Genomic DNA, 17,314 nt, shown 5'->3' with positions numbered 1-17,314 from the left:
TTTCATGCCTCCAGGACGGTCACAAGGTTGTGCTGCAGGCAGGGGCCGCCGGCGGCGTGGCCGACCGTGCGGGCGGCCGTGCCGTCGTGGATGCGCCGGGCCGCCTCGCCGATGCGGATGAGGCCGGTGGCCATGACCGGATTGGCGGCGAGCGGGCCGCCGGACGGGTTGATCACCGTGCCGTCGGGGAGCTCCAGCGCCCGGCGCAGGATCGGCTCCTCGTGGGCGAACTGCGTGTGCAGCTCCGCCACCTCGACGGGACCCTTGCCGACCCCCGCGGCACGTGCGGCATCGGCCGCGGAGACCGACAGGGCGAGATCCCGCATACCCAGGTAGTGCGGCTCGATGCGATGCGCGATGCCCCTGATGTAGGCGGGTTTGGCGCACAGCTCCCTGGCCAGGTCGCCGGCCGCCAGGACGATCGCCGCCGCGCCGTCGGTGATGGGGGCGACGTCCGACTTCCTGATCGGCTCGACCGCGTACTCCTCGCCGACGTCCTCGGGCAGGTCGAGCGCGTACGGGTTGCTCCGCCCGTCGGCTCGGCTGCGCCGGACGATCTCGTCGAGCTCCTTGCGTTCGGCGCCGGCCGCGCTGGCCTGGAGGGCGGCGAAGGAGAGCTGGTCGAGGCCGAGCGGCGCCAGATAGTACGGGTCCAGCTGGAGCGTCATGATCTCGCGCAGGTCGCCGAGTGACGACTTGCCGAAGCCGTACACCAGGGCGGAGTCGATGTCGCCGTGCTGCAGGCGTACCCACGCCTCGTACAGCGCCCAGGCCGCGTCCATCTCCACGTGGCTCTCGGAGATCGGCGGCCACGCGCCGAGCGCGTCGAGCGCGGAGACGAACGAGAACGGCGCGCCCGCGAGGTAGTCGCAGCTGCCGGAGCAGGTGAAGCCGAACCGCTTCAGCCCGGTCGACTCCTTGACCTCGTTGATGACGGGCAGGATGAGCTCGGGCTCGCTCAGGCCGCCGTCATGATCGGCGTGGCGGGTCTGGGCGAACGCGACGACGGCTACCTCACGCATCAGAGCTCCACATCCGGCTCGCCGGTGGGGGTGAACCATCGGACGTTGCGCATGGACTTCGTCCGCTCTCCCTCGGGCACCCATTCGGCCCTGACCCGCATGCCCTGCCGCACCTCGTGCGCCGGGACGCCGCCGACGAGGGCGATCATCGGGATGTCCGCCCCGTCGAGCAGGATGTAGGCGGAGACGAAGGGCACCTCGGGGGCGCGGGGGTCGGGCAGGTTGTTGATGGCGTACGTGGTGATCGTGCCGGTGTCGGGTAACTCCAGCTGGTCGGCGATCGGGCCACCGCAGGCCGGGCAGAAGACGCGGTACGGGACGTACACCTTCTCGCAGCTGGGACACCGGCCGCCGAGGAACACGCCGCGCTCGACGCCTTCCAGGAAGGTCAGCAGCGACCCGCCCACCTGCAACCGGTAGTCGGCCCGCACGGGGGACACGATCTTCGTGACCTCTGGCGCGAAGTAGGAGATGTCGGTGATGTGGCCGGTACGCTCGCTCCGCCAGACGGGCCAGACCCGGCTGCCGATCCGCAGCGCCTTGGCGTTGCCCGCGTCGACGGCGTGCACCAGCGCGGTGTCGGCGCCGTCGAGTTTGATCGTCGCCCAGGCGAACGGCCGGTCGAGCGGGTGGCTGTCGCGTGGCTCGTCCACCCATGCCCACGCGGTCACCGTCCCGGCGGGCCCGACCTCGACGAACTCCTCCGTGACGGCCTCGCCGCTGCCGGGGTCGTACTCCAGCGGAGGCACCAGCACCTTGCCCTCGGCGGTCCGCACGCCGACGATCCGGCCGCCGCGCAGCTCGGTCAGGAAGCGTCCGATCACCGGCCCGGTCGTGCGGGCGTATCCGCCGGGGAACTCCAGTACGTGCTCCGCCACCAGCGGTTCAGATGGCACGGTCGTGTCCCTCCCAGTAAGGTGCGCGGAGTTTGCGTTTGAGCAGCTTGCCGTTGGGCTCGCGGGGCATCTCTTCGATGAAGTCGATCGACCTGGGCCACTTCATCCTGGCCAGGCGGCCTTCCAGCGAGGCGAGGATCTCGGCCGCGAGCTCGGGGCCCGGCTCCGAACCCGGCGCGGGCTCGACGATGGCCTTGATCTGCTCGCCCCACTCCTCGTCCGGGATGCCGAACACCGCCACGTCCGCGACCTTGGGGTGGATCATGATCTCGTTCTCGATCTCGGCGGGGTAGATGTTCGCCCCGCCCGAGATGATCATGTCGGCCTTGCGGTCGCACAGGAAGAGGAAGCCGTCCTCGTCCAGGTAGCCGATGTCGCCGACGGTGAAGTAGTCCTTGAGCTGGTTCTCGGCGGTCTTGGCGGGGTCGCCCTTGTACTCGAACCGGGCGCCGAGCATCTTCATGTAGATCGTGCCGGGGGTTCCGGTCGGCTGGGGTTCGCCCGCGTCGTCCACGATGAGCAGCTCGCTGATCGGCCAGGCCGAGCCGACCGTTCCCGGGTGCGCCTTCCAGCCCTCGGGCGTGGCCAGGGTGCCGCCGCCCTCGGTGGCCGCGTAGTACTCGTAGACGCAGTCGCCCCACCACTCGAACATCGCCCACTTCACCGGCACCGGGCAGGGGGCGGCCGCGTGGATCATCCACTTGAGCGAGGACAGGTCGTACTTGTGGCGGGTCTCCTCGGGCAGTGCGAGGAGGCGCTTGAAGTGGGTGGGCACCATGTGCGAGTTCGTGACCTGGTACTTCTCGCAGAGGCGGAGCATCTCCTCGGCGTCCCACTTGTCCATGTAGACGAGCGTGTGGCCCATGTGCAGCGCCGTGCCGCCGAACTGGGTGACGGCGGTGTGGTAGTTCGGCGAGGTGATCAGGTGCGCGTTCGGCCGGCCCCGCGTGATGCCGAACAGGCCCGGCAGGAACGACAGCATCTCGGCGGCGTCGTCGGGGTCGAGCCCGTTCAGTGGCCGCCGGACGCCCTTGGGCTTGCCGGTCGTGCCCGAGGTGTAGTGCATGGTCAGCCCGGCCGTACGGTCGGGAGGCGCGGTGTCCGGCTGTCCGTCGGTCAGCTCACTGATCCGCCGGAACCCCGAAATATCGCCATCCTCAACGGCGAAGCGCCGCTCAGGCGCGATGGCCTCGGCGCCTCTCGCTCCTTCGGCCGCGTACCTGGGGTGTACGAAGAACGCCTGGGCCTCGCTGTCGGCCACGATGTAGGCGATCTCAGGCCCGGTCAGGTGCCAGTTGATCGGCGTGTAGTACCAGCCGGCCTGTAACGCGGCCAGGTAGAGGACGAGCCCGTCCACGCCGTTCGGCACCAGGCCGCAGACGCCGTCTCCGGGCTTCAGCCCGAGCTCGCGCAGGCCGTGCACCAGCTGGTTCGACCGGGCGAGGAGGTCGCCCGCGCGGTGCTCCGTACCGTCTGGGTCCACGCACGCGATCCAGTCCGGATCCGCCTGCGCCAGTCTCCAGAAACCGAGCGTGCCCATCGAAACTCCTCTTCAGGTGGTCCGAGGCCCCGATAAACAAGAACTTGTTCTCGTTTTGCCTGGGCAGCGTATCCCGGCGCCGGAGTCGTAGCAAGCGCTTGATCGAGGTCGTGCCGCCATCATCGTCCGCGGGCCCGTCACAGGGTAGGATCACTGCCAAACAAGCGCTTGATTCGTTACCTGGAGGCGTCCGTGGAGATCCTGCCGATCAGCACCCCCCACTGCCGGGTCGAACGCGACGGCCACGTCGTCATCGTCACCATGAACCGGCCGGAGGCGCGTAACGCGCTCTCCTCCGACATGCTGATCGGCCTGGCCTCGGCCTGGGCGTACGTGTCGGCCGAGCCGGAGGTCAGGGCCGCCATCCTCACGGGCGCGGAGGGCACCTTCTGCGCCGGCGCCGACCTCAAGGCCATGGGACAGCCCTCGACGGACGCCGACGTCCAGGCGCGCGCCGCCCAGATCCCCAACTTCCACTGGAAGGGTCTGCTCCGCGAGGACCTGCCGACCAAGCCGATCGTCTCGGCCGTCGAGGGCTACGCGGTGGCGGGCGGCACCGAACTGCTGGTCGGCACCGACCTGCGGGTGGTGGCCGAGTCGGCCACACTCGGCCTGTTCGAGGCCAAGCGGGCGCTGTTCCCGATGGGCGGCAGCGCGATCCGCCTGCCCCGGCAGATCCCGTACTGCCACGCCATGGACCTGTTGCTCACCGGCCGCTCCATCACGGCGGCCGAGGCCCTGTCCATGGGCCTGGTCAACCGCGTCGTACCGGACGGGCAGGCGCTGGCGGTGGCGCGGGAGATCGCGGACGACATCGCCGCCTCGGGCCCGCTCGCGGTGCAGGCGATCCTGCGCACGTACCGGGACACGCTCGGCATGCCGGAGCCGGAGGCCCTCAAGGTCTCGGACGAGATCGGCTGGCCGGTCATCGGCTCCCAGGACGCCCGCGAGGGTGCCCGGGCCTTCAAGGAGAAGCGCGCGGCCGTCTACAAGGGCCATTGACCGCGTAGCCCCATGAGCTACACGGAGCTACACTAGGCCTTATGAAGGTCATCACCCAACGGGAGTTCCGCAACAACTCCGCCGCCGTCATGGATCAAGTGGAGTCGGGTGAGGTGTTCCACATCACCCGAAACGGCGTCGAGGTGGCAGAGCTACGGCCGCTGCCCCGCAAGCGTCGCCTGAGCACAGCGGAACTCGTGGCCAAATACCGAAGGCTTCCCCGCGTGGACTACGCCGAAATGCGCAGGGAGGCCGACGAGTTCTTCGGCAGCGATGACCGCATCGACGATGACCCCTGGGAGCGGCGCCGTGCATGAGCGCCACTCTCGCGGGGTGATCGATACGTGCGTCTACATCGACCTCGATGAGCTCTCGTTGGGCGACCTGCCAGACTTTGTCGACATCACGTCAATCACGCTGGCCGAGCTTCATCAGGGCGTGGCGATGGCGAAGAACGAGGCAGTCCGGGCCGCCCGCATGGAAAGACTAGGGGCGGCCGTCGTCGATTTCGAGCCCCTGCCCTTCGACGCGGACGCGGCAGCCCGCTACGGCACTCTCGTCGCATTGACGATCAACGCGAAGCGCGATCCCCGGTCACGACGGATGGACCTGATGATCGCCGCTATCGCGTCGAGCCGGGGACTGCCGCTCTACACCCGCAACACAGATGACTTCGTGGGGCTCGAAAGCCTGGTGACCATCGTCCCCGTCTGACGACAGGTCAGTCGCCGGTGATGCGGCCCAGCCGTTCCGTGGCCTCCGCGTACTCCTCCATCATCGAGTACATGACGTCCCGCGTGGAGCGGACCTGGTTGGTGATGCCGATGATCTGGCCCGCCGGGAAGGTGGCCAGTTCGGCGGCGTCCGAACGGCCGATGCGGCGCAGCGCGTCCGATACCAGCATGAACTGCAGGGGCATCGGCAGCGTTCCCGGCGACTCCTGCGACTCCCAGGCGTCCGTCCACTCGTTCTTGAGCAGCCGGGCCGGCTTGCCCGTCCAGCTGCGGGAGCGGACGGTGTCGCGGGAGGTGGCCTCCAGGATGCGCTTCTTGGCCATCTCGGGAGTGTCGGCCTCCTCGACCGTGAGCCAGAGCGAGCCGGTCCAGACGCCCTCGGCGCCCAGGGCCATGCCGGCGGCCATCTGACGGCCGTTGCCGATGCCGCCCGCCGCCAGGACCGGTACGTCCACCGCGTCCACCACCTGAGGGATCAGGACCATGGTGGAGATCTCGCCGGTATGCCCGCCGGCCTCCGTACCCTGCGCCACCACCACGTCCACGCCCACCTCCACCTGCTTGAGCGCGTGACGCGGGGTGGAGGCGAGGGCGGCGACCTTGACGCCGTGGGAGTGGGCGAGCTCGACCACGTCCGCGGGCGGCGGGCCGAGCGCGTTGGCCAGCAGCGCGATGGGGTGCCGCAGCGCCGTCTCCACCTGCGGGCGGGCGGTGACGTCGGTCCAGCCGAGCAGCACCTTGCCCGCGTCGGCGTCCGAGGACAGGGGCGGCACGCCGTGGGCGGCCAGGAGGTTCTCGACGAACTGCCGGTGGCCCGCCGGGACCATCGTCTGCAGGCGGCCCACCAGCTCCTCGGGCGCGAAGTCGGCGCCCTCGTAGGAGGCGGGCATGACCACGTCGACGCCGTACGGGTGGCCGTCGACGTGGTCGTCGATCCACTTGAGCTCCATTTCAAGCTCTTCTGGGGTGAAGTAGAGGGCACCGAGAACGCCCATCCCGCCGGCCCGGCTGACCGCGGCGACCACGTCGCGGCAGTGGCTGAAGGCGAAGATCGGGAGCTCGATTCCGAACATGTCCGTGACACGGGTCCGCATGGGCCGACAATACGACCGGCGGCGAAGAAACTGCAACGTGTTCTAGTACTAGAACTTTTCGTCGGTCGGACAAATAACCACACAAACGGACAGGGCGCCCGGAACGAGTCACGGGCGCCCTGTGCCAGCCGTACGAGTTACTCGCCTTCGCGGCGACGGCGGCCGAGGAGGACCGCGACGGCCAGCGCGAGCAGGCCGAGCACGAGCAGGACGATCGGGATCGTGGTCTTCAGGAGCGTGATCTGGTTCTTGGCGTCACTGGCCGTGCGCACCATCTCGGTGATGGTCTGCGGGGTGAACGAGGCCGTGGCGACCAGGGCCTTGGCGCGCTCGACGCCGTCCTGGGTCTTGAGCGTCTCGTTGCGGCGCACTTCCTCCTTGACCGGGGCGCCGCTGTTGGGCTCGACCCAGTAGGTGTCGGTGCCCTCGTACCAGCGGTCGAGCTGGATGTCGCCCGACTGGGTCACGCCGAAGAGCGAGCCGGGGGCGGTCAGCGTGGCGACCTTCGTGGACGGGACGACCTGCTGGAACTTGTACACCGGCAGCCCGTTGACGGTGTCCTCACCGACGAAGGTCGTGTCGAACGCCTTCTTGGCCGTCTGGTTGAAGACCTTGTACGTCTTCTTCTCCACGCCGAACGGGAACAGGTAGATCTGCCCCTCCAGCTTCACCGGCTCCTTGTTGACGCTGACCCCGCAGCAGTTGACGCCCACGCCGGTGCGCCGGTCGAAGGCGCTGCGCCGCTCCGAGAGGCTGATCTGCGGCTTGCTGTTGGTGACGTCGTCCACCACGGTGAACTCGTCCCAGACCACCCGGTTGTCCGTGGCCTCTTTGACGTCGCCGCGGGTGGTGACGAGCATGCTGAGGTCCGCGGTCAGCACCTTGCCGTCGGCGATGGAGAAGTATTGGGCTCCCGGGGCCTGCAGCTTGGTGACGCTGTACTGGGCCGCCGGGGCTGCGATGATCTTGTCCGCCGCCCAGAAGCGGACCATCCCCGCCAGGACGACCAGGAACGCGCCGACGGCGACGAGAATGAGTACAGGTGTGCGTCGCATTCTGGGATCCTCCTGGCGGTCGAGGGATACGAAGGCCCGTTACTTGTCCCCCCGGACAACAGATCGCGGGCGTGATCAACCCGCGACATGATCGCTACTGGAAAGTAGCATTCGATCACAGATCGCTGCAGCTACATCCGCATAACGAATCGGAACAGGTTCTACGATGAGGCCGGTCCAAGCGGGATGTTATCGCGACTGTCCCGCAGCGGTATCGCCTCCGCCAGAGCTTCGTTCTATTGTGGGAGCCCGTCAAGCATCCGGGAGCCGCGAGTATGCGCGCCGATCTGGCCAGATCCATCCGCCTCTTCCGCGCGTTCAGGTCCGAGCAGACCACGCCGAGCGACTACTACACCACGCTCGCCGCCGACACCGCCGCGCAGCTGCGGCATTACGTCGCGTTGAGCGGCAAGACGGTGCTCGACGTGGGAGGCGGTCCTGGATACTTCGCCGACGCCTTCAGGCGTGACGGCGCACGGTGCCTGTGCGTGGACGTCGACGCCGGCGAGCTGGCCGGACAGGGCGCGCCCAGCGGCGGGGTGCTCGGCAGCGCGCTCGACCTGCCGCTGGCCGACGCCTCCTTCGACGTCTGCTTCTCGTCCAACGTCCTGGAACACGTTCCAGACCCGTGGCGGATGGCGGCCGAGATGACCCGCGTCACCCGGCCCGGCGGCCTGATCTTCCTCGCGTACACGAACTGGCTCTCCCCCTGGGGCGGCCACGAGACCTCGCCCTGGCACTACCTGGGGGGCGACCGGGCCGCCCGGAAATATGAGGAAAAAAACGGGAAGCCGCCCAAAAATCGTTACGGCCAGAGCCTCTATCCGGTCTCGGTGGCCGACGGGCTGCGCTGGGCGCGGACCCGTACGGACGCCGATCTGGTCGACGTGCTGCCCCGCTACCTGCCCTGGTGGTGGCGGCCGATGCTGAAGGTGCCGATCGTCAGGGAGTTCGCCACGTGGAATCTGGTCCTCGTGCTCAGGAAGCGCCCATGAGTGCCTCGCAGACGCCCGCAAGCCCTCCGCACGCCCCCACGAGCCCGCCGGAAGCGCCCGTGAAGGACCCGCTGGCGGGCAGGGACGCCGCACTCGACGGCATCCGCGCCCTGGCCGCGCTCGGCGTCTGGGTGCTGCACGTCGGCGGCAACACCGGCATCATGTACCGCGAGGGCATGTTCGCCTGGATGACCACCCGACTGGGCATCGCCGTGCCGATCTTCTTCCTGCTGTCGGGCCTGCTGCTCTACCGCCCGTGGGCCCGCGCGGTCATCGAGGACACGCCGGGCCCCAGGACGGGACGCTACCTGTGGCGCCGCCTGGTCCGTGTCATGCCCGCCTACTGGCTGGTCACGGCGCTGGCCCTGTGGGCGTGGAGCTCGCTCGACTGGACCGGCTGGGTGAAGTGGCTGTTCCTGCTGCAGAACTACACCGAGCAGAACCGCGCCCCCGACGGCCTCTACCAGATGTGGACGATGCCGATCGAGATGGCGTTCTACCTGCTGCTGCCGGTGCTCGCCTGGGTCCTGAACGTCTGGGCCCTGCACGCCTGGGCGCGCGGCGGCAACCGGCCGGTGCGGCTGCTCGCGGGCATCGCGGTGCTGCCGGTGGTCTCGCTGGCCAGCGTGGTCGTCTCGCACGTCTTCGACCAGCCGCAGCTGGCGCTCTGGCTGCCGCATCACCTGATCTACTTCGCCGCCGGCATGACCATGGCCGTCCTGTCGGTGTGGATCAAGCAGAGCCAGGTCGTGGACGCGCTCGCGCCGCAGCTGCTGGTGCTGGCGCTGCTGCTGTACGCGGTGCTGAGCACCGAGCTGGCCGGGCCGCGCACGCTCACCCTGCCCACGCTGTCGCAGTCGCTCTGGCGGATGATCCTGGAGACGTCGGTGGCCGTCCTGGTGGTCGCGCCGTTCGCGCTCGCCTCCAGGCACGACTCACTGAGGCACCGCGTGCTGGGCAACCCGGTCATGGCGTACCTGGGCCGCATCTCCTACAGCTTCTTCCTGTGGCACGCCCCGGTGATCACCCTGTACTACAAGATCACCGGCGACCAGCCGTTCACCGGTGACTTCGTCAAGGTCGCGATCCTGACCTTCATCGCCTCGCTCCTGATCAGCGCCACCAGCTACCACCTGGTCGAGGAGAGCGCGCTCAGGCTGGCCGGGCGCCGGCCAGCTCCTGTTCCGCCGCCACCGCCGGCTCCGGCTCAGCCGCCGGCGGTTCCGGCTCCGTGACCAGCTGCCCGAAGAGCACGCCCATGGCCGCGCAGGCGATGAGCTGAGGCACCTGGTCCATCAGCAGCCCGACGTCCACCCCGTAGTCGCGCAGCGCCATGGCCGCCGCCAGCGCCGCCGTGGCCCCGCCGAACAGCCAACCGGCCACCCAGTGCACGGCCACCGCCCGCCGTACGCGCAGCAGCAGCACCGCCACGACGGCGGCCAGGACCGCGAGCATGCCGGGCCAGTCCGCCACCCAGCCGCCGAACGCCAGCCCCAGCACGATCACGTACGGCACCCGCCAACGCGACAGCCGCGACTCGGCGGCGCTCGCGGTCGCCATGACGTGTTCGGGACGCGGCCCGCGCAGCGCCAGGGCGAGCAGCGTGAGCAGGGCGATCCCGGCCAGCCCCACGGCGAGCGCGAGCCAGTAGGGCCGGTCGGGCAGGTACTCCATGCGCACGGTCCCCGCCGTGCCGGCGGGCAGCTCCCAGGCCTGCTTCCAGCCGTCGATCCGGACCGGCCGCAGCGCCTTGCCGTCGAGCTCGGCGCGCCAGCCCGCGTTGAAGTTCTCGTTGACGACGAGGAAGGCGTCCTTCGGCGCCGTCACCCGCGCCTCGCGCACCGACGACGACCACGTAGCCGGGACGGCCGCGCCCTCCACGGCCGGCGGCCCGGCGGGGAGCGCGCCGATCACCAGGTTCTCCACCGCGAACGGGTCCCAGCCGGCCGCCCTGACCCGGTTGTCGCCGGCCGCCAGCGCGGCCTTGGAACAGCCGGTGAACTTCACCGGCCGCTGTTCGAGCAGGTCGGCGAAGGTGCCGCTCACCTTGGTCGCCACGCTCGCGCCGTTGACCTGCAGCTGCGGCCCCTGCCCGCAGGGCAGCCGGAACGGCACGCCCTCCGGCCTGCCGGCCGCCGCGACGCCGGGGATCACCAGCTCGGTGACCTGCAGCCGCTTGGAGGCGGGATAGAAGCGCAGCTTGAGCCGGGTCGTGGTGAGGGGCTTGAACGTCAGGTAGCCGTTGGCGTCCACCCGGCCGCTGCGGACGGCGCCCTTGTCACCGGTCACGGCCACGTCGAGCGGCTGCTTGTCACCGCCGGGCCGGGCGATCTGGATCCGCGACAGGACGCGCTTGGCCCGCCAGCCGAGCGTGAGCGTGGGCTCGGGGTCGTCGGCGGCCGGGAGCCAGGTGGTGGCCGCGTCGGCGTCGAAAGCCGATCTCGGCGCGGCCACCGTGTCCTTGGTCGCCTGCGACGAGCCGGTCACCGTGGTCAGGTCCCCGCCCAGCCGGGTGAAGCGGTCGACGAGCTTGGCGTCACGCAGGACGGCGGAACCGCGTACCGCGACCTTCCGCCCCTCCTTAACGGTAAAAGTCCGGTCGAATCCGGCGCCTTCTTCGCCCGGTCTGGCCAGCAGCGGGTTGCAGATCCAGCGGCTCTGGTTCCGCATGCACCAGGGGCGGGAGTCGAGCCCCCGGTCCATGACGAAGGCGTCGCCGCCCTCGCCGGGCAGCCGGATCGTCCGGCCCGGCAGGATGCCGGGGATCGTGAGCTCGGTGATGCCCACCCGCTGCACGAAGCTCCAGTTCCGGTTGTACGTGGCCAGGATCTTGACGCGCAGCCAGCTGGTCGCGCCGGGCGGGACGCGCAGCCACTGCGGGCTGTTGGTCTGTTGGACGTCCTGCTCGATCCGGCCGCCCTCGCTCTCCACGGCCACGCGCCTGACCGACTGCCCGAGCAGCACGTTGTTGGTGAACGTCGCCTGGAAGCGGGGGATCACCCGCGGGTTGGGCAGGTCCACGCGCAGCCACTCGCCCTGGGGCCGGTGCCAGCCGCCGCTCTCCCAGCCGGTCTCGTAGTCGCCGTCCATGGCGGCCCACGGGCTGCGCCCCGTGGCGCTGAGGCCGGGCACCGCCTCGGCGTCGGCCACCGAGGAGGAGGCGGTGATGCTGGAGATGCCGTCGTACTCGGCGGTGGCGGTGTCGCGCAACCAGCCGTTCTCGAGCAGGTCGAGCGTCTTGACCCCGGAGAAGTCGTCGCGTCTGTCGGCCGTCAGCGTGGGCGTCCAGTTCGACCGGATCTCACCGAACTGCCGCTCGCGTAGCCGCAGCGCGTCGCTGGCCACGACCGGCGCCTCGCGCTTGCCCGCGTCGTCGTTCACCAGCACGGGACCGTCGCCGAGCAGCCCGAGATCGCCCATCGCGAGCAGCGAGTCCGGGCCGCCGCGCACCTGTACGGCGTCGCCCGCCGACTGCACGCTGAGCAGGTCGGAGCTGCCCGACACCTCGTAGATCTCCAGCGCGGGGAACGGCCAGTCCACCGACTCGATCACGTCGTCCGTGACGGTGTCGCCGACCTCCCCGCCGAACGAGCGCACCTTCGTGATGCCCGGCGACTCGCGCAGCGCCTCGTAGACCCTGGACGGCCAGGCGCCCTGGAGGTTCGCCCGCATCAGGTCGTTCCTGACGACCAGGTAGCGCACGCCCATCCTGCGCAGCACGTCGGTCAGCCCCGCCGAGCCGTAGCCGGCCGTGAGCCGCTGGTCGATGACGTCCAGCAGCCGGGTCAGGCCCACCGAGCCGGCCGCCGCGACCTGCCGGGTGGTCCAGCGGGCGGCGAACAGCGGCTGCATGGGATCGTCCATCGGCCGGCCCCAGAGGTATTCGCCGAACTTGGCGCCGGGCACGACCAGCACGCCGTCGTCTCCGGCGTTCTCGTTCACCCAGGCGGCCGCCTGCTTCCAGTAGAGCGGCACCTCCTTGAAGTCGCCGGGAGCGCTCAGTCCCTGGTTGAAGACGGGGAGCACGAGTCCGGCCAAGGCCACCAGGGCCACCGAGCGCAGCCGCAGCCGGGCCCCGGCCAGCAGGTGCGCCAGGCCGAAGGCGAGCGGCAGCCGTACGAGCGGATCGAACTTCCGCAGGTTGCGCAGCGGCGCGAGCGGCCCGTCCAGCAGCCAGCGGACCGGCTCGGCGACCACCGGCTCCAGCGCGCTCACGTGCCCGGCGACCAGCGCGGCCACGCCCACGACGAACAGCACGAGCAGGAAGCCCTTCGCGGGCAGGTCGCGCCGGGCCAGCCCGGCCAGGCCGAGCGCGGCCAGCAGGCCGGTGATCGCGACCAGCACGGCGGAGGTGGCGATCGCGTAGCCGGCCGGCTGGTCGGTGACGCCGCCGACGGTCAGGTAGCGCACCCAGTCGGAGGCGCCGCGCAGCACGTTCGTCAGCGAGGTGACCTGTGTGGTCGTCGAGGCCGTCTCGGTATAGGGCAGGAAGGAGAAGGCGTAGCGGCCCACGAGCAGCAGCGGCAGCCACCAGAACAGGGTGGCCACGGCGACCGCGCCCGTCCACCAGCCGAGCATCCGCCAGCGGGGCACCGGGGCGGGCCGGGTCAGGATGTAGAGCACCGGGGCGATGAGCACGGCCAGCACCGCGACCGCGTTCACGCCGCCGCACAGCGCCACGGCCAGCCCCGACCTGACCGCCGCCCTGGCCCGCTGGCCCGTCTCCGAGGCGGTGAGCAGCGGGATCAGGATCCACGGCAGCATGGCGGCGGGCAGCCACTCGATCGAGATCTCGCCGATGATCGACAGCGTGCGCGGCGCCAGCGCGTACGCCAGCGCGGCGACGATCCGGGTGCCCGGCGTGCCGACGCCGAGCTGCCTGCCCAGCCGCTCCACGCCGAGGAAGGCCACGCACAGCAGCACCGTCATCCAGAGCCGCTGGGTCACCCAGGGCGCCAGGTTGACCAGGTCGCCGAGGGCGAAGAAGGGGCCCATCGGGAACAGGTAGCCGGCCACCTGGTTCTGCAGCTGGCCGAAGTGCTGCGGGTCCCACAGGTGGGCGGCGCGCTCCAGCCAGCCGATCGGGTTGAGCGCCAGGTCGAGCTTGGTGTCGGAGATGACGCTGCCCGGCTTGGTGGTGAACGTCAGCACGGCGAAGCCCAGGCAGCACAGCGCCAGCCAGAGCCTGTGCCGGACCCTGTCGATCACGGCTCCTCCCAGCCGGGTCCCGTCGTACGGCCGTGCACCAGCGCGGCCAGCCGTTCCGCGCTCCGGTCCCAGCAAAACTTCCCCGCCCATTCCCGACATTTCATGCGATAGGTGTCGTTGAGTTCGTCGAGGGCCGCGGCGATGCCCTTGGCCAGGCCGGTGCTGCCGACGCCCTCGGGCACCAGCCAGCCCGTCTCGCCGTGGCGTACCGCGTCCCTGAGGCCGTCCACGTCGTACGCGACGGTCGGCACCCCGAGCGCGGCGGCCTCCAGCACGCACAGCCCCCAGCCCTCGCCCTGCGAGGCGTTGACCTGCAGCCAGGCGGCGGCGATCAGCCGCTCCTTCTCGTCCTCGGGCAGGTAGCCGTGCATGGTGACGCCCTCCGGGAGCCGGGCGCGCAGCCGCGCCTCCTCCGGGCCCCTGCCGATCACGTCCACGGTGAGGTCCGGCCACTGCTTCCTGAGCTGATTCACCGCGTCGAGCAGCAGGTCGACGCGCTTGTGCGCGACCAGCCTGCCGACGCAGACCAGCCGCGGTGTCCGGCTTCGGGGGAAGTCTCCGTCAGTGGAGACGTTCACCCCGTTGGGCACGATGTGGATGGGGCCGACCCAGCCGAGCCGCTCGCGCATGGCGCTCACGGTCGAGGGCGAGACGGCCACGCTGTCGCGCCCCTTGTACGTCCACCGCGACGCGGGCCCCTCCAGGAACCGCCCGAACACCGCCAGCCACCGGGGCAGGTGCACGTCGAACTGCCGGTCGTGCACGTGATGGACGACGCACATGACCTTGGTACGGCGAGGCAGCACCAGCGGCGTGAAGAACGGGATGCCGTTCTGGCAGTCGAGCACCGCGTCGAACACGCGACGGCGGAGCACCAGCCAGACCAGGACCAGGGGGTAGACGGTGAAGGGCCCGCCCATGCGGGCCAGCCGTACCCCCTCGACGGTCTCCTTCCTGCGCTGGCCCGGCGCCCGCGCCGTGACGAAGCACACCTGGTCGCCGGCCCGCGCGAAGCGGCGGGCCATCTCCCAGGCATACGTCTCGGCGCCACCGGCGGCCGGGTGCCACGGATCACGCCAGTTGACGACGGCGACGTTCACGGAGATCCGACGGGGTCGAGCGGCTGCTCCCACCTCGGAGTGACACCGGGGCTCGGCACGGCGCGCAGCCGGAGCCAGATCCGGCCCAGCTCCAGCAGGATGCCGAGGCTGTGTCTGGCCGGGGAGAAGCGGGAGCCGGGCATGTCCCGCCAGTTGACGGGGATCTCCAGCACCGTCGAGCCGAACGCGACGCAGCGGGCCAGCAGCTCGACGTCGAAGGCGAAGCCGTAGGTACGCAGCCCGTCGACGGCCTCGCGGACCAGCGCGCCGTCGAAGAACTTGAAGCCGCACTGGGTGTCGCTCACCCCGCGTACCAGCACGCGGGCCAGCGCGCGGAAGCCGACGGCGCCCAGCTCGCGCACCCGGCTGTGCCGGTTCTCGACGTCGGAGAAGGCGTGCGCCCGCGAGCCCACGACCACGCGCTCACCGGAGAGCAGCAGGCCGAACGCGACATCGATGGCGGCCAGGTCGGTGGCCATGTCGGCGTCGCAGAACCCCACGAAGGGAGCGCTGGTGTCGAGCAACCCCGCGCGGACGGCGGCACCCTTGCCGGGAGTCGCGCACTCGACGAGCCGAACCGGAACCGGCCCCCGCGGCCAGGTCCTGACGATCTCAGCGGTGCTGTCCGTGCTGTTGTTGTCGACGACGATGACAGCGGTCGGGAACGGCATGCGGGCAAGCTTCGCGCACAGCTGCAGGAGCCCCCCCGGGAGTCGAAGTTCCTCGTTGAAGGCGGGAACGACGATCTCGAGCAGTGGTGGTCGGCTCGTCCTCTCGTCCCCTTGGGGGGAGGGCGGCATAACGGCTCGGACTACCGGTCGCCGTAGTTGTAGAGCGGGCGGTTGACGGGCGTCGCGGTGGCCCCGGTGAAGGACACGGTGGTGACCGTCGCGACGAGCGCGGCGACGGCGACACCGATGATCGCTGCTAAGAGGATCTTGATCACGGGGGGTTCCTCCTCGAGCGGATGATGAGCGGGCGTCCCAAACTTAGAACCAATTCTTGCTACTCGGAAGTAGCTCTACGAAATCTTAATAAATACGCTGATCAGCGGACCTAGTGTTGTAAAAAACGTACAAACCGGCGGCCGGTTCGGTACAGTTTCAGCTCATCTGTGTCCACGAGCAGGCTCGCTCCGCTGAGCCAGCCCGCGAACCGCTGCCGCTCCTCGGGTGTCCCCGCGTCGACCACGATGTACCGGAAGCCCGCTGCGGCCAGGTCTGGCGAGGGTGTTACTAGTACGCGTTCTAGCTCGCGCACCCTCTTGTCCTCAGGCTGGACGACCATGTTACCGACGCGTACCGAGTCGTTGGCGACCACCTCACGCCCCGGCACGGCGAAGTAGCGCTGGGCCGGGTCGAGCACCGCCCGGTCCCCGTTCCACGGGAATCTCCGGTAGGACTCGAAGGGCAGCACCAGCACGTCTCCCGGCTCCGGATCGCGCCGCATCACCTCACGGGCCTGGCTCCAGCTCTCCGGATAGCTCACGGCCCGCAGCGCCCCCGCGCCGCCCCAGGCCAGGGTCGGCAGCACGGCCACGGGCACGAGCACCATGAGGCCCGCCCACCGTCCGGCCTTCCCCGCCTCTTTTGGCAGCGCCTTCGGCGCCTCCCGTGTCAGGGCTTCTCTTGTCAGGGCGCCCAGGCCGACCGCGGCCAGCAGGGCCAGCGGCGCCACGAACTGCTGGGCATCCCTGAACACCGCGAACCCGCCCCACACCCCGACCAGCCACCTGAACACCGCCCGCCCCGGCTCGGTCACCCCCAGGCAGGCGATCCCGAACCCGATGGCCGCCGCCGCGCCCAGCCCCCTCGGCCGATCCTTCATCAGGACGAACCCCACGATCCCCGCCACGGCCAGCGCCAACCGGGCCACCGAACCCACGGCGGTCTCGTACCCGGCCGGGACGGCATTGGCGTTCCAGATCCCGCCCAGCGCCAGCAGGCTGCCCACCGCCCCGAACGGCCCGTCCGCCCGGGCCGCGAACGCGTCCACGCCCACCGGATCCCCGCTCAGCCCGCCCGGCCGCAGCAGCGCGAGCAGCAGCCACGGCAGGCTGACGGCCAGCAGTACCGCGCCCACCCGGACCCGCCGGCCCGCGACGGGCAGCGCCGTGAGGGCCGTGACGGTCATGGCCGCGAACCCGCCGACGGCGGCGGGCAGCACGGCGAGCAGCAGTCCGCGCCGGGCGAGGACCGCGCGCACCACCCACGGCAGCCCCGCGTACCCCAGCAGCAAGGCCCACTGCCCCATCAGCAGCCGCTCGGCCACATACGGGTTCCACACGTAGTACGCCCCGGCAACCAGCCGAGCCCCGAGGAGACCCGCGGGCACGAGCAACGCGGCACCCGAGCAGCCCAGCACGAAGATCCCCAGCAGGATCGCCTTCTGCACCAGCTCGGCCGGGACGACGGTGGCCAGCGCGGTGACCACGGCGTCACTGGGCACCACCCGCGGCGCCCCGCCGGCCAGCCCGAACGTGAAGCGCGAGAAAACCGGGTCCGGCACGAAGACCATGTCCTGCACCAGGACGAAACCCCAGCCCAGAGCGGGTCCGAGGGCGAGGCAGCCGAGGACGAGCCCGAGCACGGCCGACAGCGGTCCGGCGCGGGTCGTGTGCGGCATCCCGCTATGACATCACAACCGAACAACGGCCATTCCCCGCAAA

Annotated in this window: 15 protein-coding genes; 5 read left to right on the top strand and 10 right to left on the bottom strand. The window is 70.4% G+C overall.

Features of this window, described 5'->3' with window-relative positions; genetic code table 11:
- Nucleotides 1-2: 2 nt before the first annotated feature.
- The 3 genes from AB0B61_RS45835 to AB0B61_RS45825 are packed head-to-tail and all read right to left on the bottom strand — an operon-like array spanning nucleotide 3 to nucleotide 3,458.
- A complete protein-coding gene (locus tag AB0B61_RS45835) occupies nucleotides 3-1,022 on the bottom strand; it encodes a thiolase domain-containing protein (protein WP_358446656.1) in 1,020 nt (339 codons plus the stop codon).
- A complete protein-coding gene (locus AB0B61_RS45830; protein WP_358446653.1) occupies nucleotides 1,022-1,918 on the bottom strand; it encodes an OB-fold domain-containing protein in 897 nt (298 codons plus the stop codon). The genes AB0B61_RS45835 and AB0B61_RS45830 overlap by 1 nt, the downstream gene beginning before the upstream one ends.
- Nucleotides 1,908-3,458 carry an acyl-CoA synthetase gene (locus tag AB0B61_RS45825; RefSeq protein WP_358446650.1) on the bottom strand — a complete coding sequence of 517 codons (1,551 nt, stop codon included), beginning with the start codon at nucleotides 3,456-3,458 and terminating at the stop codon, nucleotides 1,908-1,910. The genes AB0B61_RS45830 and AB0B61_RS45825 overlap by 11 nt, the downstream gene beginning before the upstream one ends.
- 192 nt (nucleotides 3,459-3,650) lie before the next feature.
- On the opposite strand from AB0B61_RS45825, the gene AB0B61_RS45820 reads away from it, so the two are divergent.
- From AB0B61_RS45820 to AB0B61_RS45810, 3 genes are read left to right on the top strand one after another with little or no spacing between them, the layout of a single operon-like run.
- Nucleotides 3,651-4,460: a crotonase/enoyl-CoA hydratase family protein gene (locus AB0B61_RS45820; protein WP_358446647.1), complete on the top strand. Its 810-nt coding sequence runs from the start codon at nucleotides 3,651-3,653 to the stop codon at nucleotides 4,458-4,460.
- A 41-nt stretch (nucleotides 4,461-4,501) separates the two neighbouring features.
- On the top strand, nucleotides 4,502-4,777 hold the full coding sequence (locus tag AB0B61_RS45815; RefSeq protein ID WP_358446641.1) for a type II toxin-antitoxin system prevent-host-death family antitoxin: 276 nt from the start codon (nucleotides 4,502-4,504) through the stop codon (nucleotides 4,775-4,777).
- Nucleotides 4,770-5,174 carry a type II toxin-antitoxin system VapC family toxin gene (locus tag AB0B61_RS45810; RefSeq protein ID WP_358446639.1) on the top strand — a complete coding sequence of 135 codons (405 nt, stop codon included), beginning with the start codon at nucleotides 4,770-4,772 and terminating at the stop codon, nucleotides 5,172-5,174. Before AB0B61_RS45815 ends, AB0B61_RS45810 begins: the two co-directional genes overlap by 8 nt.
- A gap of 7 nt (nucleotides 5,175-5,181) precedes the next feature.
- Here AB0B61_RS45810 and AB0B61_RS45805 read toward each other — a convergent pair whose 3' ends face one another.
- Both AB0B61_RS45805 and AB0B61_RS45800 read right to left on the bottom strand, forming a co-directional pair.
- Entirely contained in the window at nucleotides 5,182-6,288 is a 1,107-nt protein-coding gene (locus AB0B61_RS45805; RefSeq protein WP_358446636.1) for a nitronate monooxygenase family protein, read from the bottom strand.
- 137 nt (nucleotides 6,289-6,425) lie between these two features.
- Nucleotides 6,426-7,343, bottom strand: coding sequence for a DUF3068 domain-containing protein (locus AB0B61_RS45800; RefSeq protein WP_358446633.1), 918 nt, complete (start codon nucleotides 7,341-7,343; stop codon nucleotides 6,426-6,428).
- A gap of 275 nt (nucleotides 7,344-7,618) precedes the next feature.
- On the opposite strand from AB0B61_RS45800, the gene AB0B61_RS45795 reads away from it, so the two are divergent.
- Nucleotides 7,619-8,338 (top strand): class I SAM-dependent methyltransferase, encoded by a 720-nt coding sequence (locus AB0B61_RS45795; RefSeq protein WP_358446631.1) that lies wholly within the window; start codon nucleotides 7,619-7,621, stop codon nucleotides 8,336-8,338.
- Complete coding sequence (locus AB0B61_RS45790) at nucleotides 8,335-9,573, top strand: acyltransferase (protein WP_358446629.1); 1,239 nt, start codon at nucleotides 8,335-8,337, stop codon at nucleotides 9,571-9,573. The genes AB0B61_RS45795 and AB0B61_RS45790 overlap by 4 nt, the downstream gene beginning before the upstream one ends.
- On the opposite strand, the gene AB0B61_RS45785 is transcribed toward AB0B61_RS45790, so the two are convergent.
- The 5 genes from AB0B61_RS45785 to AB0B61_RS45765 all read right to left on the bottom strand — a co-directional run bounded on the left by AB0B61_RS45785 (nucleotide 9,491) and on the right by AB0B61_RS45765 (nucleotide 17,271).
- A complete protein-coding gene (locus tag AB0B61_RS45785) occupies nucleotides 9,491-13,546 on the bottom strand; it encodes an alpha-(1->3)-arabinofuranosyltransferase family protein (protein WP_358446627.1) in 4,056 nt (1,351 codons plus the stop codon). The genes AB0B61_RS45790 and AB0B61_RS45785 overlap by 83 nt on opposite strands.
- Nucleotides 13,543-14,646 (bottom strand): glycosyltransferase family 4 protein, encoded by a 1,104-nt coding sequence (locus AB0B61_RS45780; protein WP_358446624.1) that lies wholly within the window; start codon nucleotides 14,644-14,646, stop codon nucleotides 13,543-13,545. The genes AB0B61_RS45785 and AB0B61_RS45780 overlap by 4 nt, the downstream gene beginning before the upstream one ends.
- Entirely contained in the window at nucleotides 14,643-15,446 is an 804-nt protein-coding gene (locus AB0B61_RS45775; RefSeq protein ID WP_358446621.1) for a glycosyltransferase, read from the bottom strand. Before AB0B61_RS45775 ends, AB0B61_RS45780 begins: the two co-directional genes overlap by 4 nt.
- 11 nt (nucleotides 15,447-15,457) lie before the next feature.
- Nucleotides 15,458-15,592: a hypothetical protein gene (locus tag AB0B61_RS45770; protein WP_263655675.1), complete on the bottom strand. Its 135-nt coding sequence runs from the start codon at nucleotides 15,590-15,592 to the stop codon at nucleotides 15,458-15,460.
- Nucleotides 15,593-15,702: 110 nt separating this feature from the next.
- Nucleotides 15,703-17,271 carry a hypothetical protein gene (locus tag AB0B61_RS45765; protein WP_358446618.1) on the bottom strand — a complete coding sequence of 523 codons (1,569 nt, stop codon included), beginning with the start codon at nucleotides 17,269-17,271 and terminating at the stop codon, nucleotides 15,703-15,705.
- Between the last annotated feature and the right edge of the window lie 43 nt (nucleotides 17,272-17,314).

This window comes from Nonomuraea sp. NPDC049158, assembly GCF_040648335.1.
GTDB lineage: Bacteria > Actinomycetota > Actinomycetes > Streptosporangiales > Streptosporangiaceae > Nonomuraea.
This window is presented reverse-complemented; position numbering and strand designations above follow the sequence as displayed.